Below are 24,029 nucleotides of genomic sequence, written 5' to 3' on the forward strand. Positions count from 1 at the left end.
ATAGAAACCCTGCGCGCGTTCATTGAGATCCTGCACCTGCTGAATCCCTCTCGACGATGTTAATCAATCGGCTTTCACGGATCGGTGTGAAGGCGCCACGTGGACGCGGGGCAACCGCAGATTCGAACGGCGTATCTCGAGTTGTAGAAGTCCGCGCAACGCTTCAGATTGGTTCCGCTGAGGACCAGCTTCGCAGGTGATCAGCATTCACGGTATCGGTCGATTGACCGATACCGTGACGCGCTATTCCGGCATGAAATGCAGAAGCCTTAAGGAAGGCATCCTCATTCGAAGTCGGCACTAGCTCGTTGCCGGCCGACCCCCGTTAGAAAAGTCCTTTACTCGATGAAGAGAGGATAACGTGCCCTCAACTGATACCCCTGCTGCCATTTCCGCCCGGACCTCCGGGCCGGTCGCTGCTGCCCAGGATCTCGCACAGCTAATCAAAGACCAGCGGGAAGCCCTTGGCAAGGGACCCGATCTCCCCGCCGCGCTCGCCGACGCCTTGGTGCAAGCAGGCCTCACCCAGCTCTGGCTGCCGCGCGCCCTTGGAGGTGCGGAGACCGATCCCCTCGAATTTGTTCGCGTAATCGAAACTCTGGCCAAACTGGATGGATCAGTAGCCTGGTCGGCCCTGATCTCGTCGGCCGCTTCCAGATTCGCCGGGCTAACAGCAGTTGAGCCAATGCGCCGCCTGTTGCCGTCCGGCAAGATGCACGCCTTTAGCGGCAGCGGAAATCCCACCGGTACTATCACTCGCGATGAAGAGGGTTGGCGCATCGACGGTCGTTGGACTTGGGCCAGCTTTAGCCGGCATAGCACCGTCACCGCGTTAGTATGTGTCGAACAGGAGAACGGTTCCCCGCGCCTCGCTGCCAACGGCGGACCCGTGATGCGCGCCGCGTTGCTTCCATCGGCCATGGTGCAGGTCATGGGTAACTGGAATAGCGGCGGGCTACGGTCGAGCGGCAGCCATGACATCACCTGTACCGGGGTACGAGTACCCGACGATTACACCACTACAATGGACATGCCTTCCCGGCAGCAGGGACCGCTGTATAGCCTGCCGATGTCCTCTGCGTTCGCCATTGCGATTATCGGTCTTCCGCTTGGCATTGCAGCCGCCGCTATCGACGCGCTGATTGCTTTGGCTCGAACAAAGACCGCGTTCTTCAGCACTGCACCGCTTTATGAGCAGGAGCATGTGCAGCTCGAAGTTGCCTGGGCGAAAACGCGTCTCCTCGCGGCACGCGCCTTCGCCTTCGAAGCCGTCGGCGCACTTTGGGCTTCGGCCTCCTCAGGACAGACTCCGTCGGTGGAACAGCAGGCGCTGCTGCGCATGGCATGCTGCAACGCTGGCGATGTCGGTAAGCAGGTTGTGAGCAGAATGTACGCGGCGGCAGGCAGCAGCGCTGTACTCGAAGAAGCGCCCTTCGCCGCGCAGCTTCGCGATATTCACGCAGCGTGTCAGCACATCAACTTCGCCGAGCGCATGATGGTGCCGCCAGGGCGCATCCTGCTAGGCCTTGCGCCCGGGACAGCTGTGCTTTGATGTCATCGCGCTTGAGGAAGGGGCGCCAGGACGGTACTCGAGAAGAGCCAGGTGCAGAAGGCGCCGACGTGGCGACATGCCCGACGGCGCGTTGCAACATGGCGAAATCCTTCACGTAAATCGCCCCGAACATTTCGACGGTTCGCGGAGTTAGATGGCTACTTCGGCTCCACTCGCTCCCAAGTAGTGGATTCGCGAATCTCGTTTGCATATCGGCGGTAAAGCCACGCGGAAGACGATACATTGACCAGAATCAATACTGTCATACCGACCGCGGGGACGATTCCGAAGAACCAGGTGGTCGAATTTCCGCCGATTTCCCGAAGCACAGGAGGCGCGAGTCTGTAACAGACAATCAGCACCACTGAGAGCGGTAGCGCCACAACGAAGTGAGTGCCCCAGATACTCCAGAAGTGACCACGGGTATCGCGCCACGCTGCCCTCCAGCGCGCACTGCCACCGATCGCTACGTGACAAAGCAGCAGGCACAGCCGTGCACTAATGTAGATAAGAACGGCTGCTGCGAACAAGGCGGTGACGACAATGAGGAGCAACGAGGAAGCGTGATCGAGTCGGTGACCCAGGCCACGAGCGACCATATACAGGCTAACTGCAGCGGCCAGCGCAACTGCACCAACCGACAGACCAATCACAAGGCATACTCGCCAATAGCGCCAGAATCCGCGATCGAAAAATCGACTCGCCTTTGCTTGGGAAGGACCGAGAAGTACATATCGTGAAGCCTGCACGGGCAGCCCGACCCATGTCGCACCCTGAACCAGCGAGCACATTAATCGTATTGTGACGTGCCCCATGGTTGACGCGCCTGCAGCCTCATCAAGCTGCATCTGAATTCGAATGCAGCATGACAGACCGTATACGATCAGGAGAACGAGTAGGTCAGGTCTGTTGAGAATAGAATGCCACGCATCTCTCCAGGCACCCTTGAAGCATTCTTTCAGCGTGAAATGTTGCATAAGCTCGGCGAAAAACCTTCCCTCTGAAATCCTGATCGGCACGTCAGCGCTACTGACCCGTGGTTGGTCGGCTGGGAGATATGCACTGTTATTCGTTATCTTGGCAATGGAACAATCAAAACCACCGCTTTATCGCTGACGACCCCGCACTCGCTGACATATGTCATAAACAGGTCGCATCACAATGCTATTCGTCGTCGCAGACTGTCCGCGGAAATCCGAACTCCTCCAGTTTCTGTTGGACGTAGCCATCGGCATAGTCTTCGATAATTTCAAGAGTGACCAATCCATGAGTGTTAGATATCCCCATCATGATGTGGCTATCATCGACGTCATAGTAGACAGGCGGGGAGCCCTTGACGGAATGAACCTGGCGAGGTGAAGAGAAATGCGGCTGTACGCATCCAGCCGAGCCGCAATTGCACCGCCCAACGATCGACAGTGCATCAAGTTGCGTCAATAACTCGGGTTCGTGCTTGACAAGATGTGCTGCCACTTCGTCGTATACCCGCGGGAGTGCCTTTTTCAGGAGCGGCGCCATGTTCGTTGACCCGGTTGCTAAATGTTCTTCGTCACTTGCGCCGATGGTACCAATTCGCTTGCTGATCCGCTCGGATATGCTTGCTGGATGTGGTTCGCTCGCTAATGACGGCTTGTCTTGCGCTAATGATGACGCCCGGTCCGGACATGCTGCTCATAGCGTCAAGGACGCGTGACTATGCCTCGCCCACAAAGTGACGGATAGTCCCGGCTTCGATGACTAACTGATGACAAAGTATCTTTGCCTTGCTGCCTGACGTGCTTCGATGACGATTTCGCCGGCGTGCGGCACGCAACGGGGTATCGTCCTGCCATCGAAATCGCATTCCCGCCTTCTATTCACGTCAACAGGCTCGTCGATGGCGTACACTCGACCTTGTTATCTTCGGCGTCTCCCGTGCGTGCGGCGCAGCCCACGATGCCGCATAGGGAACTCCGCCGCGCTCTGGACGCGGGTGCCGTCGACGATTCTACGAAGCAAAAGTATCCGAAGAATTCAATAGAGCGCAATTCGGCTGACATGGCGGGTAAGCGAAGCTGTGTCCAGAACCGACCATATGCATGCATGAATCGGCCACGAAGGGATGAAGCATCTGTTCAGGAGCGATGGATCCCGAAGGGCATGTTCCTAACCGAGTTGATCACGAAAAAGGATATCGGGGATGACAACGCTCGAAAAACTGATGACTGAAATGCGGTTTGTCTTGACCGAAAAGAAGCCAAATGAAGATCGAAAGCGCGCCCCGCAAACGGAGATTGATCGGGAAAGCGAAATGAAGGATTACGCTTGCATTTACGATTTCCTCGAAAACAAACAGAAATTTGAGCCCGCCTTATCCCGGCTTTCCGCATTGATGTGGAGTCACTACCGGATGATGACTTTGCAAGACAGCCAGGCCCCCCTCGGAAAGTCAATCCCTACGGGAAATCTGTTCACGCGAGCGCTAGGCCTCGTGGCTCATCAACATGGTTTCACTTTCCAGCAAGGCCTCGCGGCGGAAACCGACTTCAACACCGTGCCCATCAGCGTTAAGCTGACCAAATCGGATCCCTACATTGGCTACTTGATCAGGCACAAGCTTTTCTGGAAGGACGTGATTGCGACTGATCACGGAGAGCATAGCCATAGCCTGCAATGGCTCGTGCTCGCCAGAGAACTGAGTGGCAGGACAACCTCTGTCATCTCGGATCTCTATGCACGTACCGTTGACTACTATGCCTTCAAGGATGAAGTGCTGGGCGTCAATCTATGGCAGTTTCTAGTCGATTGCTTCCCGCTCGATGGCGGCGGTACGCGCGACGCTGCCGGCTCACTGCTGACTGACAGCTACCGGGCGCCGAACAACGTCACCCGCCATCTGATCGGGTATGCCAATAATTTGAAGCCCTTGAAAGGCCATTTTATATCGGATTATTTTTGCCGCCGATACAAAAAGCGGGGATGGGTAGAGCTCAAAGGGTCGTCCGTCAACTTCAAGGCTTTCGAACAAAGCGAAGGAAACGCGGACTGGGTGCGAGGCACGACGAAGTTCAACGAGGCGCGCCTGAAGAGAACGGGACTGGCGCATGACAACGCGTTTTCAAGCCGCGTCGGCCACGAGGTTGTCTATCACCAGGCTCCGGGAAAGCTGTACATGAGCGACTAGTAGAAGATTCCGTAAGCAAGAGGTGCCGACACGGCCACATGCCCTCGTCTCTCGGCCGCTTCCAGATCTGGCAGAAGGACCGGCTCATGCGGTCCTTGGCGTAACAACTTGAGAGCTAGGCGAGAACAAACCTTTGTCCATATATACAATGCCATTCCACGAATGGTGGACTTCGGTAGGAACGCCAGTCCTGATGATGGCAATAGAGGCGTTGGACACCTGGACCTTCAGATGCCCGTTTTTGCCGCCCAAATGGATGTCGAGAAATGAGCCCGCGCGAATCAGGATCCGATCATGTATTGAGCCGATCGCGCTCTCAAAGAATGCCCCCACGTCTTCCTTTGCGACGAAACTGTTCGACCTCATTACTCCGTAGTCGTAGCTCTCGTACTCGATACCCAAACGGCTCGACAAGAGGTCCTGTATCTCCCGTGCGCTGCTGATTGTAGCGACGGCTTGGCATAACTTTTCGAACGTTGCGGATTGAGTAAGTTCGCGATCGACGGGAGCAAAGACGTAGCCCAACGCCTCCTTCAGCTTGTTCACAGCGCCGGGAGGGTCCTTCACAATCATTCGCCGATATCCAAAAGCCGCCAGCGCGATCAACTCGCGTCCTAGAACCCGCGCCCGGTTCGCCTCGCTGTCCCAGAGCACGTCGTCGCGTAATCGCAAATTCGTGCCGGGAATATGAAGGTAGAAAGTCGCAAGGTTATGTACGCCACCTAGTACCCAAGCGTCGTTGAGAAACGGCCACCAGTTGGCTTCGGCGAGAACCGCCCCTTCAGTCGTACTGGCATGGGTTGGGTTTGCTACCTTCACGCTATTGACGCTGAACTCTTTGGTCTGCGCTTGGACCGCGTTCTCGTATGGAACCTCTGCCGATATGCCGAAATTGGAGAGGATTGGTGTTCTCTGCCTAATCGTTTCGGGGCCGAGCACGAGCGAATTGAGGGCGCTTCTATTTGCCTTTAAGTAAAATTGATAGCCGTATTCGCAATTCAGTTCAAACTCCTTGTTGCGCAGGTCTTGCTCGTATCTGGAGTTCCATCGATCAAGCTTGTAATGCCACTTATAGATTTCCTTGAGTTTGCTCTCGTAGTTGCCGGGTTTGGTTTTAACAAGCTCGCTCCACGCCAACGTAACTGCTTTACCGAATTGGACCTGATCCCACAGCATGCTACCTCCCGACGCAAATTGAAGATGAGATTCGCCATAGCTTAATTCAGTCAACAGCTGTTTAGAAATCCGCGCTCTGTTTGGTTCAGCCCACATGTGCGCGGCTGAGCCGGTTGCCTGCGCGCAAGGCCGGACAAAATTTGCTCGATGCATAACCAGGGGCCCCGCGTCGATCAAACCCCAACTGGTCGCGTTGTCCCGGTCGCAAGTCCACCCACCCTGGCCTATCATGGTGGACTCAAGGAGAGCACACATGTCTACCTGCGAAGCCAACCCAAATGAAGGCCGTTCACGAATCAGGATGTCATAGTCTATATGCGCGCGCTACAAATCAAAACCCGATTGGTGATCGTTGTGGCATTCGCGCTCCCTGCGTTCGTGTTCATCAACGGCTGCAATTCGACAGCGACGCAGGCCGTGACCGCCCCGGGGAAGACGTCTACGGACGATGCTGCACTCGCCGCCAGGGTGAAGCAGGCGCTCGTCGCCGACCCGGAGCTGAGATCGTTGCCGATGAGCGTTGCAACGTATCGAGGCGTCGTGCAGTTGTCGGGATACGTGGATTCAGAGGCACAGATTCAGAAAGCACTTGCCGTGACGCGCGGCGTGGCGGGGGTGCAATCCGTGAGCAACGATCTGCAACTCGGGCCGCACTAATGCGCGTGCGCCGGAAAAAAGCCTCGCTGCCCGAATACAACCCTTCGGATCCTCCATGACCGAGCCTCGTCTGACATTCCTCGACCAGAACGAATGGGAAAACTGGCTAACGCAAAACGCTGATACCTCGACCGGAATATGGCTGCGCCTTGCCAAAAAACGCGCCGGGCTGCCAACCTTGACCTACGAACAGGCGTTGGAAAGCGCCCTCTGTCATGGCTGGATCGATGGTCAAAAACAGACTGAAAGTGAAGAATACTGGTTGCAACGCTTCACTCGACGCTCCGCAAAAAGTATCTGGTCCCGGCTCAACAAAGACCGGGCCGAAGCGCTAATCGCTGCAGGCAGAATGCTTCCTTCGGGCATGCGAGAGATCGAGAAAGCCAAAGAGGATGGCCGCTGGGAGGCTGCCTATACGTCGGCCAGCAATTCGGTCGTGCCGGACGACCTGCAGGCCGCACTGGACGCCAATCCCAAGGCGAGCGCGTTCTTCGCGACGCTGAACGGCCGAAACCGCTACGCCATCCTGTTTCGGCTACAGAATGCCAAAAAGCCCGCAACACGGATGCGCAAGATCGAGGAGTTCATCGGCATGCTGAATCGCGGTGAAACCATTCATCCCTAAACCTGGAAGTTCGCGTCATACGGTGATTCACGTTTCCGCGGCATCTATGCCCATCCGCTTAGGAAACAGAATTCCCTCCTTGATTCTGCTCCCCGGTTTCACGCCATCGCCCCAAGCCAAGTTCCAACACGGTTCAGCAGAAGCACCGAGTAAAGACCGCAGCTCAAACATCTTGCCGGGCATCACCGGAGCAAGCAGGTTAGAAACACTGTATATCGCTTCCAACAGCGTATAGAGCACCGTATCCAGCCGGTCGGACGCACCGCTGTCTTTCGCCAGCACCCATGGCGCACTGCTCGCAATATAGCCGTTCAGCTCTGTCGCGAACTCCATCACCCGCTCTGCAGCACGGCCCAATTTCATCTCTTCGACCAGCGCGAGAACGGTACTTGGCAACTCGCTTGCCCGCGCAATAAGCGCATCTTCCGAAGCCTCGGTGGCCTTCGGCGCAGGCACAGATCCACCGCGATATCTCATCACCATGGCAAGCGTACGGGCCACGAGGTTCCCCAGGTTATCGGCGAGGTCGCGGTTTAGCCGCTGTTCAATCACAGCATTACTGATTATTCCGTCAAAGCCGAAGCTGACCTCGCGGATCAGCGTGTAGCGCAGTGTATCGACGCCGTACGTGTCCGCCGCCTCAAGCGGATCGACACCGTTGCCAAGCGACTTGCTCATCTTGCGACCATCGGAACCGAGCAGATGCCCGGAAACGTGCAGGCGTCGATACGGCGCGATTCCCAGCGCATGCGTCATGCTTAGCCAGAACAGCGTATGGGTGCGCAGGATATCTTTGCCGATCACGTGTCGCACTGATGGCCAGTAATCAGCGAAGGCGGGTTGTTCGGGATAGCCGAGAGGCGAAACGTAGCTAAGCAGCGCATCGAACCAGACGTAGGTCACATGTCCGGCATCCCATGGAATCGGGATGCCCCAGTCGAGCCGATCCACGGGACGCGAGATACTCAGATCGCCTATTGGCTCTTCCAGAAGCTTCAAAATCTCGTTGCGGTATTGCGTCGGCTGGATCAGATCCGGGGTGTCCAGCAACAGTTGGCGCATCCACTCGCGGTGCGCTTCCATGCGGAAGAAATAGTTGGGTTCGCGTCGCAATACAGGCGGTTCCTTGTCCTCAGGAAGCTTGCCGTCCACCAGTTCCTTGTCCGTGACAAAGCGCTCCTGACCAACCGAGTAAAGGCCTTCATAGTCGGCCAGATAGATCTCGCCTGCTTTGAACAGTCGCGTCAGACAATCGGAGACCACGTTGGCGTGTGCAGGAGCAGTGGTACGAATGAACAGGTCCGGTTCTACCGCCAGGCGCCGCCACGCCTCTTCAAACGTCCGTGCGTGGCGCTCTGCGAACCCGTGAGGCGCTTCGTTGGCTTGCATCGCAGCCTTGGCTATTTTCTCGCCATGCTCGTCCGCACCGGTGAGCAGCAACACCTTATGTCCGGCCGCGCGCAGGTAGCGGGCCATGATGTCGGCGTGGACACTCGCGTAGGCGTGGCCTAGATGGGGCCGGTCGTTCACGTAGTAAATCGGCGTGGTGATGTAACGGTGAGACATGTGCCGCTCCAAAAAAGAAAAGGGACGCCCGCGGCGTCCCTTTTTTAGAAGCAAAAAGCCCTCAGCGCCCGGGGGAATATCCTTCCTGGGGCATACGCATCGAATGCACGAGAGCTTGACGAGCTTGGATTTTCATTGCGTTGAACTTCACGATGATTCAGAGCGGATTTGTCCGCGACGGCTTTATCCTGCCAGCTAACTTTGCGCCTGTCCAGCGTCAAAGCGATACGCTTGTTAAGCTGAGGGCTCAGACCATCCGAGAGCTGCCGTGGACGAACTTCGAGCGATTTCCACCTTTATCCGCGCTGCCGAACTGGGCAGCTTCAACCGGGCCGCGCAAGCGCAGGGCAGCACACCGCAGGCAGTCAGCAAGGCAATTCGTCAGCTTGAAGAGCATCTCGGCGTGCGGCTCTTTCACCGCACGACGCGCAAGAGCGCATTGACCGAGGACGGAGCGCGGCTGCTGGAATCTGTGCGCGACAGCATGGAGGGCGTGCGCGCCGCGATGAACCGCGTGCGCAGTGCGGCTTACGAGGACGAAGGGCCTATTCGCATCAGTGCAGCCGGTGCGGTGGGCCGCAAAGTATTGATGCCGGTCATCGCCGAATTCAGCGCGCTCTATCCGGCGGTCAGCTTCGACCTGCTGCTTGAAGAGCGCCTGACCGACGCTGTCTCCGAGCGCATCGATGTCGGATTCAAGGCAGGCAACGCCCCCGTCTCGCAGGTCGTGTCACGCCGGTTGTTTCCCATTCAGCTCGTCGTGTGCGCGTCTCCCGACTATCTCTCGAGATGCGATGCGCCTGTGCGCATCGACGATCTCGCGAAGCATCGTTGCGTGGGCTATCGCCAACCCGGCACTGGGCAACCCATGCCATGGGAGTTCCAGGTGGGCGGCGAGACCGTGTTCAAAACGATGTCGCCAGTCGTTTGCTGCAGCGACCCGGAGGCGGAGATGCATGCAGTGCTGACGGGCATGGGTATCGGGCAAATCGATAGCGTCAACGCGTCGGCGCCGTTACGTGCTGGACGACTGGTACCGCTGCTCGTCGGCTCGACGAGCGAACGCATGGGCCTCTACATGTTCTACGCGCAACGAACCAACATGCCGCGCCGCGTGCGCCGTTTCATCGACTTCGCGATGGATCGGTTAGGTGTCACGGGCGAGTTCAACGTGCCGGTGGCCGCGTTAAGAAAAATGGCGAAGCGAAATGGCAGTCGACGCTGATTGGTAACCGACGGTTGTCAATCAAACATCCGGCAACGCTCTACTCGACGACGCTAGCCGTCGACAGAATGGCTTCACTTTCACCACAACTGGGGCCTGAAAATGAACACCATTTCTGTCGTGACCGGCGCGAGCCGCGGCCTTGGCCGAAACACCGCGCTGAACATTGCGCGCAAAGGCGGCGACGTCGTGCTGACTTACCTCGGCAACCAGAACGCCGCTAGCGAAGTCGTTGCCGAGATCGAGGCGCTCGGCCGCAAGGCGATTGCGTTGCAACTCGACACCGGCCGTGTATCCACCTTCCCGGATTTCGCTGACCGTTTGCGGGAGGCATTGCGTGCGAACTGGCGGCGATCCGCATTTGATCACCTCGTGAACAACGCGGGACACGGCGATTTCGCGGCGATCGCGGAGACGACGGAAGTCCAGTTCGACAAGCTCGTCGATGTCCATTTCAAGGGCGTCTTCTTTTTGACGCAGGCGTTGCTGCCGCTTATCGAAGATGGTGGACGGATCGTGAATCTGTCTTCCGGACTCACTCGCATGTCTACACCGGGGTGGTCGGCCTATGCCGCGGCCAAGGGGGCAGTCGAAGTTCTGACGGTGTATATGGCAAAGGAACTGGGGAGCCGCAAGATTGCCGTCAACGTCGTTGCACCGGGCGCCATCGAAACCGACTTCTTCGGCGGGGCCGTGCGCGATACGCCCGAGTTCAATCAGTTCTTCGCGGAAATGACGGCGATGGGGCGCGTTGGCGTGGCGGACGACATCGGCCCAATGATCGCCACTCTGCTCGGTGCGGACAATCGTTGGATCACGGCGCAGAGAATCGAAGTTTCGGGCGGGCAAGGTATCTGACCGTTTGCGTCTTTGGTAGCTTGTCCTTGCATTACTTGCGTGTGGCCGGCTCGGTCACCGGCGGCCAGCAACGCGCTGGCCGCTGCAACCTGACTTCGCACCTAAAGCGCGACGAACCATCAAGCTAACCTAAGCGTTCTTAAAGGACTCGCTTGCATCCTGAAACCAGTCGTTCCTCGCTGGCGGAATGACGGATATCGACCGGAAGTGCGGCATTTGCACGTCATCATCGAACGACAGTGCTCGCAATTCGATTCGTTGCAAAAGATTATTAAAGGCACTCGTGTAGTAATAGGTGTTGTTCGTGTGGTCCCGCACGACGGTCCAATAGCTCCAGTCACCAACCTGTGGCGTCTGACCAGACGATCCCTCATTCTTTGCATCCTGCTTCGATTCGCTAAGCAAGGAACCGTACGGCGTAGCCATCACGAGTTGCGCTGTCTGCAACGCGACGTTCACGACAGTCTGCACCGGTGACGAATACGGCTTGTCGCCGAACACAGGTGAGCCCGATCGCTGCGGCGCCGGCAGCCATCCATCGCCATTCCTCGCGAGCTGACTGAAGGTGTGCTGCATGAACGCGGCGCGCACGAACCGCGAGGGTGACGAAGGATCACCAGGCAGACCAACGAGACCCATGCATGTCGGTGGGTAGGTCTGGGTCCGGCTCGTTTCCGCGCCGATAGCCGTGAAGTTCCCGTAATAGGTGATATTGGTGCGCTGCCAGTCGTAGCTGGGTGCATTCGTCAACACGCCAGCCGCGGTTGTACCTAACCCGCCTCGATGCTGCAGCTCGTACTCTTCACCGTACACGTTCATCACGCCGTTCATGCATTCGACGACCACGGCCGCTCCCGTGCTGTCGGCCGCGATGAAATGCAGCGGTATGTACAGCTTTTCGCCAGACGCGGGACCGTACACGCCGACTTCGCCCGAACGGAGCGTCCTTTCCAGATCCTTAACCCGTTTGAAGTTGCCGAGCACCCACGCGACAAACTCGCCGAAAAAGACGTTCTCACCGTTGCCCGGCGCCGGATATCCGGCACCCGGCATCCATAGCGCTGCGCATGACAGGCCTTCTTCATTGAGACCGTCGCAGAAGATCGGAAACAGATCGAACTCCGGGCGCGGTGGCGCGATGCCGACAAAGCCATAGGCATTCACCCACTTGGCGGCATTTTTCACGGCGTGCGGGACCAACGGAAATGCTCGTCCCTTCGGGACTTTATAAAGCGTGAATCCTGAAAAGCCGGGCAGTTCCATCACACGGGCGCTGACATGAAACTGCGTGTCCTGGCCGGGGTTGATGGGAGCGTGGAAAAGCATATGTGTGCACACTGGGGTTTCTCCTTTCGAGTACGACGGCTTGGGAAAGACGTAACCGCATGAGAAAGCATCCATCGTGAATAAAACGTATGCCGTTTGTCGTCGCGTTTGGCGCGCGACTCGGCTTTGCCGCTATCGTTTTTACCGAATTTGGGTAGAATTTCTTTCGAGATTAATTGATATTACAATTAATACTTTATATCGATATATTTCAAGCTATTTTTATAGACACATGTGACGCGTCGTCGGCTCGGCGTGCGGCGCCGCCGCCGCAGCGAAGGTGGCTTACACAGGGGAAACAAATATCCGTGGTAACCCGCTTTTTTCTTGTCAGCACGTGTCCGCAAGCAATAATGACCATCACGAGCACGCTCAACCGGGGAATTCAATGCGTCGCGAGTACGATTACCGAGGGTTTTTGGTTGAAGTTATGCTGGAAACGGAATACCGGTTACCAACAGCACAGCGAAGTGCGTCGACATCAGGCTTCCTGGCAGTGGTGCGGGTATTGACTAAAGCGGCGGTGCCGCTGCTCACGCCGCTTAGACTCGGCGATACCGACGGAGCGGCCTTTGCAACGGAAGGCGACGCTTTGATGGGGGGATATGCCGCGGGGCAGCGGCTGGTCGATGATCTGCTTAGCAAACCGGTATGAATGACGGCGAGCAACGGCACAAACTGGCCGACCTTTGCGGATGCGTGTTCAGATAAGCTCAGCGACGCGAACAATAATCAAAGCCGCCGGAACAAGCATCGCTTGCGCGCACAGTGTGCCGAACACACGTGCACCAGCAAGCGTCGTAATAGCGCGCCGGAAATTATTCTCCGAAAGCCGGCCATCGACTACGTCGTCCGTCATCATTGAAACTTGTGGATCGATGACAACGGCCAGCACCACTGTCGCAAAGCCATTGATAACCGATGACAGATTCGCGCACGTCACACGCAAATCCGGCTTCAGGTATCCGGCATAAAGCGACGCGAACACACCGACCGTCCAGATTGCCATTGCGACGACGTTCAGTCCTATGACTTGCCACGAAACGCCTGCGCCAGTTGCCAGCTGAGTGACGTTATGCCGGGACGGGAGCCGCGCTCCGAGCCGGATGTAGCTGATACCCCCGCGACTGAAGACATGAAGCAGCAGACGGGAGACTGATCGATTTGCCTGGAAGTGGTCGACTGCGCGGCTGAAGTAACGTTGGAACGTAGGAATGAGAAACGCGCCGGCAATGCTCGCCACGGTGGCAGATAGCAGGAAAAGCCGAAAGTCGCCGAGCAAACCATGCGCCGTGTGATGGGCGATATCCAGCTCAACCCGCTTCGCGATGAATGGTCCCTGGAAGGAATTGGCTGTGCGGGAAACCAGCGCAACAATACCGAACAGGGAGAACGAAACGGCGATACGCCTCGTGCGAACACCCGCGATTCGTACGGCATACGCAAGCGTTGCGATCAAATGGATCACGAAGGTCAGCCCGCATATGATCAAAAGCTGAAGGTCCATGTTTCGACGCTAGCCTCGTACTAGATTCTGTCCGTCCAGCCCGACAACTCGATTCGCGCGACGAGGCCGTTTTTCCCATTGGCCGCAACAAAACAGAACTTGTGCTTAGGATTGTCCGACATGAACGCGCCGCTGTCCGTTATCCGTCGCCCTATGTAGGAGTTGAGGAACGGCTTCGCAGTTGGCATTCTCTCCTTCTTGTCAGGATGCGCCGCCGTGAGGCCTTCGTCGTAGCCAGCGACCAGCACCTTTTGAGGGGTATTCTTTTGGCGCACGTATTTATGAAGAAAGCGGACGATCGTGTTGAAATTCCGCCCATCATATATGTCATTAATTTGCGTTAAATCCTTTGGCCTGAACTCGATCCTCGTTTTAAGTGCATCAATTGTGTCCCAATACTGCTTCGGGACTTGAAGGATCTTTGGTCCTTGCGGCCGAGCATCATTTAATGCCTTGAGGACGCTTACCGTATTATCTTTTTTATATTTTGCTATTTCTTGCTTCGATGGATTGATCACATGACGGCTCCAATCCCCGAGTTCTTCGTCTTTTGTACTGGACGCTCCTGCCGCCTTGCAGACATTAAACGAGATCTTTGAGAAGATCGGCTCCAGGTTATCGGCCATCAAAATCGCCAATCTTTCTGGCGTGAAGCTGCCAAATTTGTCCGCCGGGTGTTTGTGCGCGACGACGATGGCGCCGAAACGAAGCGTAGCCTCAGTTTCGTCGATGGAACTCGACTCGGCCGCGTTCGCCTCGCCTGAGGACGACGAGGCGGTAGATGCAGGCTTCTTTTTAAGGTCTTTCTCGACCCTGGATTTCCAGTTCAGGGGCTCGCCTTGGGGAACCTCAAAACCTCCTGCGGGGGTGTACCCAAGGCGAAGGCGAAATGTTTCGTCATTGCGCAGGTCATACCACCACACGCGAGTGTTATCTCGCATCACATACTTGTAGAAGAACGCCTGCGCGCTCTGCTCGACCATGGTGTCTTCTACGATCGAAATAATATAAATCTCATCAACTCGCACGTGACCCCTCCGTGTGAATAAAGGCACTGCCCGGGAATTTACACTGTACGTCGAACACGACGTCTGGTCGGTTCAAAGGTCTTGTTCGTCCCTATTCAAGTGCTCGGTGAAGCTCTGCAGCATTTTTATCATCTCGCCCTGTCCGATATCTTCGCAGCTTTTGACGAACGACTTCACGATGCTCTGCTCGCGGATCAGGTTGAAATGATTCGCCATGTGGACGAGGCCTCCCAATGTATTCGCGTAATTGGTGTAGGCGAGCGCCTTCACGATCGAGACACATGGCCCAGGAAAACGCGACTGCAGTGCAGTGCGCACGAGTGTCCCCAAACTCTGCATTGCCACGTATTTCAACAGCACGGCCGATGCCATGCCGCCCATCTGCACGGCCACTCCTGACTTGATCTCGGAATCCATGCGGGTGATCGCGACCGGGCCCACCAGTGGAATGCGGGACAGGTAATAGCCGACACCAGAATGCGTGAGCGCAGACTTACCGCCCACCGCATAGCCCACGCCGGCATTGAACATGTTCATAAAGCCCGGAAACGTCTTTTTGTTCAATTCCAGTAAATACTGGATTGTCACGATATTTGGGGAAACAAAGCCCTGTTTAAATGAAGCCCAGTAATCTGGAGTGAACCAGAAATACCGTTTCGCGTTCGAGTGAATCTGGGGAATCGACCAGCCTTTCTTTTCGCACACGACGCTCTCTCCTTTAGCGGTAAGTCGAGTGATGCTGAACCGTGCGGGCCCCGGGCATCTCTTTTACGACAAAGCCTGTCACGACAACACAAATTTTCCGCGAGTCCAATAGATATTCACGACGGCGGTCGCCGATGGCAATGCGCCATGAATAAGCATGGCGGTCCGAGCGCGCATTTATTCGGCGGCCGCGACGGTGCTCTGTCACAACCAATTGAGCCGCATCTCACCATTCCTATATGGCCGGAGCGTGTCGATCTCGGCGTCCAGGCGGTGGGGGAGATGACGCTTACCTCGAGAGCCGACGCTTGTGCTTGAGTCCCATGCGCCTGTTTGCATGGGACTCGCGGCTACTCAATTGGCAAGTCGCTTCTTTGAGGCTGATGCCTGACGCCTCTGGGACATGGGAAGCCTTGTCAAGCTACCCGAAAGAATGCTCAGAAACTCTGAGCTGACGCCCGAACGTCCAGATGCGAGTTCGGCGATCGACAACTCATGGCCGAGGACCGGCTCACGCGATTGGCAGTCGCCGAAAGCGATCCACCCGAAAGCCCTCACACAGCTTGCCCTCCAGCGGACGCAGGTCCATCGACATGGAAGATCCCGGCGACCTCCATTGCACTCAGTTCAGCCCGGCCACCATCACCTGTTCTGAACAGCGGCCACCGCCTTGCGAATCACATCGATAACAACATTCGGCTGAGACAGCATCGGCACATGGCTGCTTACCACCTCGGTGACCGTCGCGCCCATGCGCTTCGAGACCCACCGTTGCAGGTCGGGATGCACAGTGTGGTCTTGCGTCGCCAGAACATACCAACTCGGTTTCGACCGCCACGCGATGTCATTCGCGCCGAGTTTCTGTTGGTGGAACAGATCAAAGACAGGAGCGTAATGCGTAGCCCAGACGAGCTTCTGTTCTGCCGGAGGGAGGTCTCCTGCAAAGAACTCCGTGCCGTTCGGAAGCATCCAGGCTCGCCCGTCTGCCACTTCAACGCGCGAGAAGATATCGGATGGATACTTGTCGAGCTGGTTCTGCACGGTTTCGCCGGCATCCGGGGCGACTGCTGCGATATAGACCAGCCCCCGCACGCGGTCATCGACCCCCGCGGCCGTAATGGTGGCGCCGCCGTACGAATGACCGACGAGAATAACCGGGCTACCGACGCGGTTCAGCGTACGCTTCACCGTCGCGACATCTTCTTCGAATGAGTCAAGGCCGTATTGAACCGCGATGACCTCATGCCCTTCCGCCTGCATGGCAGGAATGACTTTGCTGAAGCATGAGCCATCGGCCCAAATGCCATGGCAGAACACGATGGCAGGCTTGGAAGCTATCGACATTTGTCTTCTCCTTCTTCGAATTGTCCGGTTTGTGGGGGACTTCCGCCCGTGCATCGACGGTAGCCTCTGCGAAGATAGGTGTCCTTTTCGTCGATGACAAATACTTTGTATGATCCGACCTATACCTTGAAGGCATACCGGAGATCGGATGGAACTTCGACATTTGCGCTATTTCATTGCCGTCGCGGAGGAGGGCAGCCTGTTAACAGCCGCTCAGCGGCGACTGAGCACATCGCAGCCGTCGTTAAGCCGGCAGATTCGCGATCTGGAATCGGAAGTCGGTGTGAAGTTGCTGGAGCGCCAGGCGCGCGGCGTGGAGCTCACCGCGGCTGGAAAGATTTTCCTTGATCACGCACGCCTCGCGCTCTCGCAAGTTGAAGCGGCGATTGACGGCGCGCGGCGGGCGGAACAGCCGGAGAGACCCGTCCTGGCCATGGGTTTCCTCGCCGGGCAGGAAGTCGTGTGGTTACCCCATGCGCTACACATCCTTCGGGAGGAGGCGCCGGAGGCGGAGATCACGCTGTTCAGCCAGTCCTCGCCGGACCTTGCTCTCGGGCTGATGCGAGGGAAGCTGGACGTTGCGTTTCTTCGTCCGGAGAGACAGACCGTTGGCCTGTCCTTCAAATTCCTGGCGAAGGAGCCTCTGATCGCCGTGCTGCCGGCTGACCATCGACTGACGTCGCGCAAAAAGATTCGGCCGCAAGATCTTGCCCGCGAAACTTACGTCAGTTCGTCGAGGACGTCGCCGGTATTGGAATCCGTGATTCAGGATTACGCAGCGAAGGTAGGGATCACGCTCAAGACGGAGTACGAAGGCGAGAACCTGCCGTCGGCGATGTCGCTCGTCACGTCCACGGGTGGCATTACGCTAATCCCGCTATATGCGCAAAATATGCTGACACCGAATGTTGTTGCCCGTGCGCTCGACGGTGTGCCGCCGACAATTGATCTCGCCTTGGGATACAACAACGAGAACACCAATCCATTGCTCATTCGGCTTCTATCTCGCGCCGACGAGCTGGTCGCAAATGTTCAGGACCAGAGCATCATCCGATATGCCATCTAGCAATTGAACGTGCGCTTAAAGCAAAAGCGCGCAGAGTGATCTGCGCGCTTCGATGTTATTGCGACTACAACGGCGGTGATTTACGAACCGAAGTAAATCGGCTTCATGCCGTCATTGGCATCGGGACGAATTGAACCCTGGATTTTGTGGTCGATGCGCGAGACAGCGTTGCGGAACGCATGCAGGTGAGGATGGCTTCCCGACGCCGACGTACCATCTGCCACGCCGCCGACATCGCTGCCAGCACTGTTCTGTTGCACGACCGTAGCGTTGATCGGTGCTGCAGCGTCGTTCGATTGAGCAAAAGACGACACAGCAGGAATAGCGAGAGCGGCAGCAACAACGAGCGATTGAACGAGTTTCATGATCCGTACCTCCTTGGCTTGATTGTCCGCAAACACCCGTTTGCGTTTCAGTGCTTGTAGTCTAGGCGGGAGGCGGCCTTTGATTAAGCCTCTGCAGAACAATTGAAAGTTGTCGGAATAGGTACAAACCCTAGTCCATCCCAGGCGGCAACGCAGGCAGGCGGATCAACGGCGAGCGCCGTCTCAGTCGGTATCCCGCTTGAGCGCGCCGCTGATCCAGCGTTCTTCCGAAGCCATGAGATGAGCGCGCATCGCGGTCTGCGCAGCGATCGGGTCGCCCGCCTGCAGGGCCCGCAAGATGTCCTGATGTTCCCGGACCGCGTCTGTCCATGTCTCCGCGCTCTCCGTGTGACCACGCATCGCTGCCGCAATCGGATCGTGGCGGCTGTCGAACAGTTCGCCCACAAAGCGCGCAAGCACCGAATTGCCGGCCGCTTCCGCGATCAGCATATGGAACTGCCGGTCGGCATCCACCGGCGTCTTGCCGGCCGCGGCGAGCCTATGCATCCGATCCACGGTCCGCCTCAACCGGTCGATCATGGCGGCCGTCATATGCGCAGCAGCCAGCGCCGCGACGCTGCCCTCAATGGCGGCGCGTGCCTGCATCAGTTCCGATGGACTGTCGCCCAGCGCGGCAACTGAGTTTTCATCGTCCGCGCCGGTGTCGCGCACATAGACACCCGAACCCATCCGGATTTCGACGCGCCCGCCAATCTCGAGCGCAATCAGCGCTTCGCGCAATGAAGGACGCGAGACGCCGAGTCTTAGCGCGAGTTCGCGCTCGGGGGGCAAACGATCGCCAACGGGAAACTCACCCCCGCGAATCAGCGTAAGAATCTCCGCAGCCACGGATTGGTAAAGCCGCTTGGGCTCTTGTGATTTCATAAACGGCCAGCATCCGAATACACAGAAGACGCTCGAACAGCGTCGTGGCGAAGTCTAGCAGCGGCCTATGCGGGCCCGCAAATGACCCCCTTTGCGCCAGTTTGCGCCAGACTGTCAGCACTGGTAAGGTCAATTCGTAAATTTCCAATTGGATTGACCAAACGAGGATATTGCGGTTTAATGCGTCACAACTGGACTGACCAGCGCCACGCCAGGTCGGCCGTCCATAGGAGACACGATGAGCACGCCTCGCAGCCTGCGGGACTTCGCCGGCAAGTCGAACAGCCAATCTTGGGATGGAGAGATCCTGCGGCTGGAGGGCATTCGCAAGCAGTTTCCCGGCGTCATCGCGCTTGACGGCATCAACCTCGATCTGCATTGCGGTGAAGTGCATGCCATCTGCGGCGAAAACGGAGCGGGCAAATCGACGCTGATGAAAATCATCAGCGGCCAGTATCGTCCCGACGAAGGCACCATCCATTACCGGGGCGAACCGGTCAATTTCCGGTCGACCTCCGAGGCGCAGGCAGCGGGCATTGCGATCATTCACCAGGAACTGAACCTCGTTCCCGATCTTTCCATCGCAGAGAACCTTTACCTCGCGCGTGAACCCAAGCGCGGCCCCTTCGTCGACAGGCGCAAGCTCAACGCAGACGCCAAGGCATGTCTTGCCCGCATCGGGCTCACCATCACGCCGACGACAAAAGTGGGCGCGCTGTCCATCGCGCAGCAGCAGATGGTGGAAATCGCAAAGGCACTGTCGCTTGACGCGCAAGTGCTGATCATGGACGAGCCGACCTCGTCGCTGACGGAATCGGAAACCGTCCACCTCTTTCGCATCATCAAGGAACTGCGCGCCGAGGGCGTAGCGATCCTCTATATCTCGCATCGCCTCGACGAGATGGCGGAGATCGTCGACCGCGTGACGGTGTTGCGCGATGGCCGCTATATCTCGACGGACAAGTTCGCCGCGCTGACCGTGAACGACGTCGTCGCGCGCATGGTTGGCCGCTCGCTCGACGATGCCTATCCGCAGCGGCAGTCGGTACCGACCGACGAAGTGCTGCTGAGCGTCAACGACCTGCAGCGCGAAGCCGTGTTCGGACCGCTTTCGTTCGAGCTGCGCAAAGGCGAGATTCTCGGCTTCGCCGGCCTGATGGGTGCCGGCCGCACCGAGGTCGCACGCGCGATTTTCGGCGCCGATCCGCTCGACGGCGGAACGGTTTCGCTGCGCGGCAAGCCGGTCACGATACGTTCGCCGCGCGAGGCGATTCGCCACGGCATTGCTTATCTATCGGAAGACCGCAAGAAAGAAGGCCTCGCCCTCAGCATGCCGGTTGCCGCGAATGTGACGCTCGCCAATGTTCGCGGCATCTCGTCGCGAGCGGGCTTCCTGCGGTTCAACGAGGAAGCGCGCGTGGCGGGCCGCTATGTGCAGGAACTCGCGATTCGCACGCCCTCGGTCAATCAGATCGCACGCAACCTGTCCGGCGGTAACCAGCAAAAGGTCGTCATCGGCAAATGGCTGTATCGCGGATCGAAAATTCTGTTCTTCGACGAGCCCACACGCGGTATCGACGTCGGCGCGAAGTTCGCCATTTATGGCCTGATGGACCGGCTCGCCGCCGATGGCGTCGGGGTCGTGCTGATCAGTTCGGAACTGCCCGAGTTGCTCGGCATGACAGATCGGATTGCCGTGTTTCACGAAGGCCGCATCGCGGCGGTTCTTGAAACCAAACACACCAGTCAGGAGGAGATCATGCACTACGCTTCGGGGCGCACCCATGCTTGAAATGACATCGGATCGCACGCAGGCCGCCAATCGGTCTGCACAACAGCGGCGACGCGAACTCATTCAGAAATTCGCGGCATTGGGCAGCCTTGTCCTGCTCGTGATCGCGTTTTCGATTACGAGCACCGCGTTTTTCTCGGTCGATAATCTGATGACGGTAGGCCTGCAGGTGACGTCGATCGCCTATCTGGGCGTGGCCGCCACCTGCGTCATCATCACCGGCGGCATCGATCTATCGGTCGGCTCGGTACTGGCGCTTGCCGGTGTTTGTGCGGCGCTGCTCGCCAAAACCGGCGTGCCCGTCCCGGTCGCCATGCTGGGCGGCATTCTGGTCGGTGCGTTGTGTGGCTTGATCAACGGCATCTGCGTCACGCGGATGGGCTTGCCGCCGTTTATCGCGACGCTCGGCATGATGCTCGTCGCTCGCGGTATGGCGCTGCAGATCACTGGCGCGCGGCCTGTGTCCGACCTCGGCGAGGCATTCGGTGAGCTCGGCAATGGCGCGTTGTTCCGCATCTCGCACATCGGCGCGGACGGTTTTCCAGAGACGACCTTCCCGGGCATTCCCTATCCGGTCGTCATCATGGTCTTGCTGTTCGTCGTCGTCTCCGTTCTGCTTTCGCGGACCTCACTGGGCCGTCACATCTACGCGGTCGGTTCGAACGCGGAAGCGGCGCGGCTTTCCGGCGTCAACGTACAGGGCGTCAAGCTCTTTACGTATGTGCTTTCCGGCGCGCTCGCCGGCGTAACCGGATGCGTGCTGATGTCCCGGCTCGTCACCGGGCAGCCGAACGAAGGCGTGATGTACGAGCTCGACGCGATCGCGAGTTCGGTGATCGGCGGAACATCGTTGATGGGCGGCGTCGGCACGATTTCGGGCACCGCCATCGGCGCATTCGTGATCGGCGTGCTGCGCAACGGGCTGAACATGAATGGCGTGTCGAGCTTTATCCAGCAGATCATCATCGGTGTGGTCATTCTCGGCACCGTCTGGATCGATCAGCTGCGCAACCGCAAGCGGTAAGCACAAGCGTTCAAACGCAGTCACAAGAAGTCCAACCACCAAAGACAGGAGCGAGACATGAAGAAATTCCCGATGCTGGCACTTTCCGCACTGCTATGCGCAGCGTTCAGTACAGGCGCCTACGCGGCAGGCGGTGAGATCGCCGTGATCGTCAAGACGGTCAATTCGAACTATTGGCAGAACGTGCAGAAAGGCGCAAACGCGGCGCTCGCCGACGAGAAGGGCTACACGATGACGTTCCAGGGGCCGGCTGCCGAATCGGATATTACCGACGAGGTGAATATGGTCGTGAACGCGGTCAACCGGCATGTCGCGGGCATCGTCCTCGCGCCGTCCGATCCGGACGCACTGGTTCCCGCGATCAAGCAGGCGTGGAATGCGCATATTCCGGTCGTGCTGATCGATTCGGCCATTTCGCCTGCGGGCAAACAGTACTACCAGTCGTTCCTGTCGACCGATAACGAGAAGGCGGGCGAGTTGTGCGCGCAGGCCCTGATCGATCGCGTCGGACAGACCGGCAAGATCGCGATCATGTCGTACGTGCCCGGCGCCGGCTCCGAAGTGAGCCGCGTCGGCGGCTTCCGCAAGTACATCGCCAGCCACTCGAAACTGCAGATCGTCGGACCGTACTACTCGCAGTCGCAAATGGCGATGGCTTTGAACCAGACGACCGACGTGCTGTCGGCCAATCCCGACCTCAAGGGCATCTTCGGCGCAAACGAGCCGACGGCGGTCGGCGTGGGCCGTGCGCTCAAGCAGACGGGCAAGGCCGGTAAGCTCGTCGCGATCGGTTTTGACGGCAACGAGGATTTGCAAGGGTTCGTGCGGGACGGCACGGTGCAGTCGATCGCTGTCCAGGGTTCGTGGCAGATGGGACACAAGGGCATCGAGACGGTCATCGGCGTGATCGAGCACAAGCAGGTGCCGAAGCAGATCGATACCGGCGTCGTGATGGTCGACAAGCAGAACCTCGATTCGCAGCAGGCAAAGAACGTCCTCTACTGACAGAACCGCAACGAATCGTGACAGAGTCCCGCCGCCGCGTCGCAGGCGCGCCGCGCGGGACTCATAGACGGTTCAGTCGACGGCTCGATACAACTCACTTAGGGTTCCATACTCTTTCATGAAGGCAAGCGCAAAACGCAACCTGCCGCGCAGCGGCCTGTCGATGACCGCGCTCGGCCTCGGCTGTTCTCAATTCGGCGGCCTCTACCGGCCGATGGCGGCCGCCGAAGCCGCCGCGCTTGCCGATGCCGCGTGGTCTGAAGGACTGCGTTACTTCGACACGGCGCCATACTATGGCTACACGCTTTCCGAGCGGCGCGTCGGTCAAGCGCTCGGCGCTCGCGAGCGCAGCGCCTACACGCTAAGCACAAAGGTGGGCCGGCTGATGCGTCCCGACGCGAGCGTCAAACCCGGCGACGACAACTGGGCCGAACCGCTGCCGTTTCGCCCGGTGTACAACTACAGCTACGACGGCATCATGCGCTCGTACGAGGACAGCCGGCAGCGTCTCGGGCTCGCACAAATCGACGTGCTTTACGTACACGACATCGGTCGTATGACGCACGGTGCGCAGCATGAGCACTACTGGACCCAACTGACCGACGGCGGCGGTTTTCGTGCGCTGCTTTCGCTGCGCTCGAGTGGCGAGATCGGCGGAATTGGCCTTGGGGTCAACGAGTGGGAAGTCGCCGCCGATGCGTTGAATGAAGTCGAGCTCGATGCGATCATGCTTGCGGGCCGTTACACCTTGCTGGAACAGACCTCGCTGGAGCCGTTGCTCGATGTCTGCTCGCGCGTGAAGACCGCGATCGTCGTCGCCGGCGTATTCAACTCGGGCGTGCTGGCCGGCAACGGCAAGTTCAACTACGCGGATGCCCCTGCCGAGGTCGTCGAAAAGGTGAGGCAGCTGTCGGCCTTGTGTGAGCGCTTCGAAGTGCCATTGCCCGCGGCCGCGCTGCAGTTCCCCTTTGCGCATCCCGCGGTCGTGTCGTGTGTCGTCGGTGCACGCAATGCATCGCAGCTTGAGCAAAACATCGCGTGGCTCGAGCAGACGATACCGGCGGATTTCTGGGCCGCTTTGCGTGCCGCACACCTGGTTGACGCACAGGTGCCGCTACCGGAAGGGCGGGCATGACCCGTCTGTCTGTCTTTTGCGTTGG

Annotated in this window: 22 protein-coding genes; 12 read left to right on the forward strand and 10 right to left on the reverse strand. The window is 58.1% G+C overall.

Annotated elements, in window-relative coordinates:
* The first annotated feature begins 361 nt into the window (after positions 1 to 361).
* Positions 362 to 1,552, forward strand: coding sequence for an acyl-CoA dehydrogenase family protein (locus KZJ38_RS25175; protein ID WP_219802475.1), 1,191 nt, complete (start codon positions 362 to 364; stop codon positions 1,550 to 1,552).
* A gap of 158 nt (positions 1,553 to 1,710) precedes the next feature.
* Here KZJ38_RS25175 and KZJ38_RS25180 read toward each other — a convergent pair whose 3' ends face one another.
* Positions 1,711 to 2,571, reverse strand: a complete 861-nt coding sequence (locus KZJ38_RS25180) for a hypothetical protein (protein ID WP_219802477.1) — start codon at positions 2,569 to 2,571, stop codon at positions 1,711 to 1,713.
* A gap of 1,160 nt (positions 2,572 to 3,731) precedes the next feature.
* On the opposite strand from KZJ38_RS25180, the gene KZJ38_RS25185 reads away from it, so the two are divergent.
* Positions 3,732 to 4,715 carry a LirA/MavJ family T4SS effector gene (locus KZJ38_RS25185; RefSeq protein ID WP_219802478.1) on the forward strand — a complete coding sequence of 328 codons (984 nt, stop codon included), beginning with the start codon at positions 3,732 to 3,734 and terminating at the stop codon, positions 4,713 to 4,715.
* A gap of 84 nt (positions 4,716 to 4,799) precedes the next feature.
* Here KZJ38_RS25185 and KZJ38_RS25190 read toward each other — a convergent pair whose 3' ends face one another.
* A complete protein-coding gene (locus tag KZJ38_RS25190) occupies positions 4,800 to 5,891 on the reverse strand; it encodes a hypothetical protein (protein ID WP_219802479.1) in 1,092 nt (363 codons plus the stop codon).
* Positions 5,892 to 6,206: 315 nt separating this feature from the next.
* Between KZJ38_RS25190 and KZJ38_RS25195 the strand changes: the two genes are divergently transcribed.
* Both KZJ38_RS25195 and KZJ38_RS25200 read left to right on the forward strand, forming a co-directional pair.
* The gene (locus KZJ38_RS25195) at positions 6,207 to 6,548 is read left to right on the forward strand and encodes a BON domain-containing protein (protein WP_219802481.1); all 342 of its coding nucleotides are present in this window, start codon (positions 6,207 to 6,209) and stop codon (positions 6,546 to 6,548) included.
* A 55-nt stretch (positions 6,549 to 6,603) separates the two neighbouring features.
* Positions 6,604 to 7,173: a YdeI/OmpD-associated family protein gene (locus KZJ38_RS25200; protein WP_219802483.1), complete on the forward strand. Its 570-nt coding sequence runs from the start codon at positions 6,604 to 6,606 to the stop codon at positions 7,171 to 7,173.
* A 27-nt stretch (positions 7,174 to 7,200) separates the two neighbouring features.
* On the opposite strand, the gene KZJ38_RS25205 is transcribed toward KZJ38_RS25200, so the two are convergent.
* Complete coding sequence (locus KZJ38_RS25205; RefSeq protein WP_219802484.1) at positions 7,201 to 8,739, reverse strand: class I tRNA ligase family protein; 1,539 nt, start codon at positions 8,737 to 8,739, stop codon at positions 7,201 to 7,203.
* A gap of 268 nt (positions 8,740 to 9,007) precedes the next feature.
* Here KZJ38_RS25205 and KZJ38_RS25210 point away from each other — a divergent pair, with 268 nt between their 5' ends.
* Positions 9,008 to 9,964: a LysR family transcriptional regulator gene (locus KZJ38_RS25210; protein WP_219802485.1), complete on the forward strand. Its 957-nt coding sequence runs from the start codon at positions 9,008 to 9,010 to the stop codon at positions 9,962 to 9,964.
* Between the two features lie 102 nt (positions 9,965 to 10,066).
* Positions 10,067 to 10,822 (forward strand): SDR family oxidoreductase, encoded by a 756-nt coding sequence (locus KZJ38_RS25215; RefSeq protein ID WP_219802486.1) that lies wholly within the window; start codon positions 10,067 to 10,069, stop codon positions 10,820 to 10,822.
* 129 nt (positions 10,823 to 10,951) lie between these two features.
* On the opposite strand, the gene KZJ38_RS25220 is transcribed toward KZJ38_RS25215, so the two are convergent.
* Positions 10,952 to 12,148 carry a linear amide C-N hydrolase gene (locus KZJ38_RS25220; RefSeq protein WP_219802487.1) on the reverse strand — a complete coding sequence of 399 codons (1,197 nt, stop codon included), beginning with the start codon at positions 12,146 to 12,148 and terminating at the stop codon, positions 10,952 to 10,954.
* Positions 12,149 to 12,428: 280 nt separating this feature from the next.
* On the opposite strand from KZJ38_RS25220, the gene KZJ38_RS25225 reads away from it, so the two are divergent.
* Positions 12,429 to 12,803, forward strand: coding sequence for a hypothetical protein (locus KZJ38_RS25225; RefSeq protein WP_246641993.1), 375 nt, complete (start codon positions 12,429 to 12,431; stop codon positions 12,801 to 12,803).
* Positions 12,804 to 12,851: 48 nt separating this feature from the next.
* On the opposite strand, the gene KZJ38_RS25230 is transcribed toward KZJ38_RS25225, so the two are convergent.
* The 4 genes from KZJ38_RS25230 to KZJ38_RS25245 all read right to left on the reverse strand — a co-directional run bounded on the left by KZJ38_RS25230 (position 12,852) and on the right by KZJ38_RS25245 (position 16,732).
* Positions 12,852 to 13,655 carry a lipid II flippase Amj family protein gene (locus tag KZJ38_RS25230; RefSeq protein ID WP_219802488.1) on the reverse strand — a complete coding sequence of 268 codons (804 nt, stop codon included), beginning with the start codon at positions 13,653 to 13,655 and terminating at the stop codon, positions 12,852 to 12,854.
* A gap of 20 nt (positions 13,656 to 13,675) precedes the next feature.
* Positions 13,676 to 14,683 (reverse strand): hypothetical protein, encoded by a 1,008-nt coding sequence (locus KZJ38_RS25235; protein ID WP_219802489.1) that lies wholly within the window; start codon positions 14,681 to 14,683, stop codon positions 13,676 to 13,678.
* A gap of 72 nt (positions 14,684 to 14,755) precedes the next feature.
* A complete protein-coding gene (locus KZJ38_RS25240) occupies positions 14,756 to 15,388 on the reverse strand; it encodes a hypothetical protein (protein WP_219802490.1) in 633 nt (210 codons plus the stop codon).
* Positions 15,389 to 16,030: 642 nt separating this feature from the next.
* Entirely contained in the window at positions 16,031 to 16,732 is a 702-nt protein-coding gene (locus KZJ38_RS25245) for an alpha/beta fold hydrolase (RefSeq protein ID WP_219802491.1), read from the reverse strand.
* 148 nt (positions 16,733 to 16,880) lie between these two features.
* Between KZJ38_RS25245 and KZJ38_RS25250 the strand changes: the two genes are divergently transcribed.
* Positions 16,881 to 17,798 (forward strand): LysR family transcriptional regulator, encoded by a 918-nt coding sequence (locus tag KZJ38_RS25250; RefSeq protein ID WP_219802493.1) that lies wholly within the window; start codon positions 16,881 to 16,883, stop codon positions 17,796 to 17,798.
* An 80-nt stretch (positions 17,799 to 17,878) separates the two neighbouring features.
* On the opposite strand, the gene KZJ38_RS25255 is transcribed toward KZJ38_RS25250, so the two are convergent.
* Positions 17,879 to 18,163 (reverse strand): hypothetical protein, encoded by a 285-nt coding sequence (locus KZJ38_RS25255; RefSeq protein ID WP_219802495.1) that lies wholly within the window; start codon positions 18,161 to 18,163, stop codon positions 17,879 to 17,881.
* A 183-nt stretch (positions 18,164 to 18,346) separates the two neighbouring features.
* Positions 18,347 to 19,048 carry a FadR/GntR family transcriptional regulator gene (locus tag KZJ38_RS25260; RefSeq protein WP_219802496.1) on the reverse strand — a complete coding sequence of 234 codons (702 nt, stop codon included), beginning with the start codon at positions 19,046 to 19,048 and terminating at the stop codon, positions 18,347 to 18,349.
* A gap of 238 nt (positions 19,049 to 19,286) precedes the next feature.
* Between KZJ38_RS25260 and KZJ38_RS25265 the strand changes: the two genes are divergently transcribed.
* From KZJ38_RS25265 to KZJ38_RS25280, 4 genes are all read left to right on the forward strand, one after another.
* Positions 19,287 to 20,840, forward strand: coding sequence for a sugar ABC transporter ATP-binding protein (locus tag KZJ38_RS25265; RefSeq protein WP_219802498.1), 1,554 nt, complete (start codon positions 19,287 to 19,289; stop codon positions 20,838 to 20,840).
* Positions 20,833 to 21,864: an ABC transporter permease gene (locus KZJ38_RS25270; RefSeq protein ID WP_219802499.1), complete on the forward strand. Its 1,032-nt coding sequence runs from the start codon at positions 20,833 to 20,835 to the stop codon at positions 21,862 to 21,864. The genes KZJ38_RS25265 and KZJ38_RS25270 overlap by 8 nt, the downstream gene beginning before the upstream one ends.
* 57 nt (positions 21,865 to 21,921) lie before the next feature.
* Positions 21,922 to 22,869 carry an ABC transporter substrate-binding protein gene (locus KZJ38_RS25275; RefSeq protein ID WP_219802501.1) on the forward strand — a complete coding sequence of 316 codons (948 nt, stop codon included), beginning with the start codon at positions 21,922 to 21,924 and terminating at the stop codon, positions 22,867 to 22,869.
* A gap of 118 nt (positions 22,870 to 22,987) precedes the next feature.
* Positions 22,988 to 24,004: an aldo/keto reductase gene (locus KZJ38_RS25280; RefSeq protein WP_219802502.1), complete on the forward strand. Its 1,017-nt coding sequence runs from the start codon at positions 22,988 to 22,990 to the stop codon at positions 24,002 to 24,004.
* Positions 24,005 to 24,029: the final 25 nt, after the last annotated feature.

The organism is Paraburkholderia edwinii (assembly GCF_019428685.1).
Lineage (GTDB): Bacteria > Pseudomonadota > Gammaproteobacteria > Burkholderiales > Burkholderiaceae > Paraburkholderia > Paraburkholderia edwinii.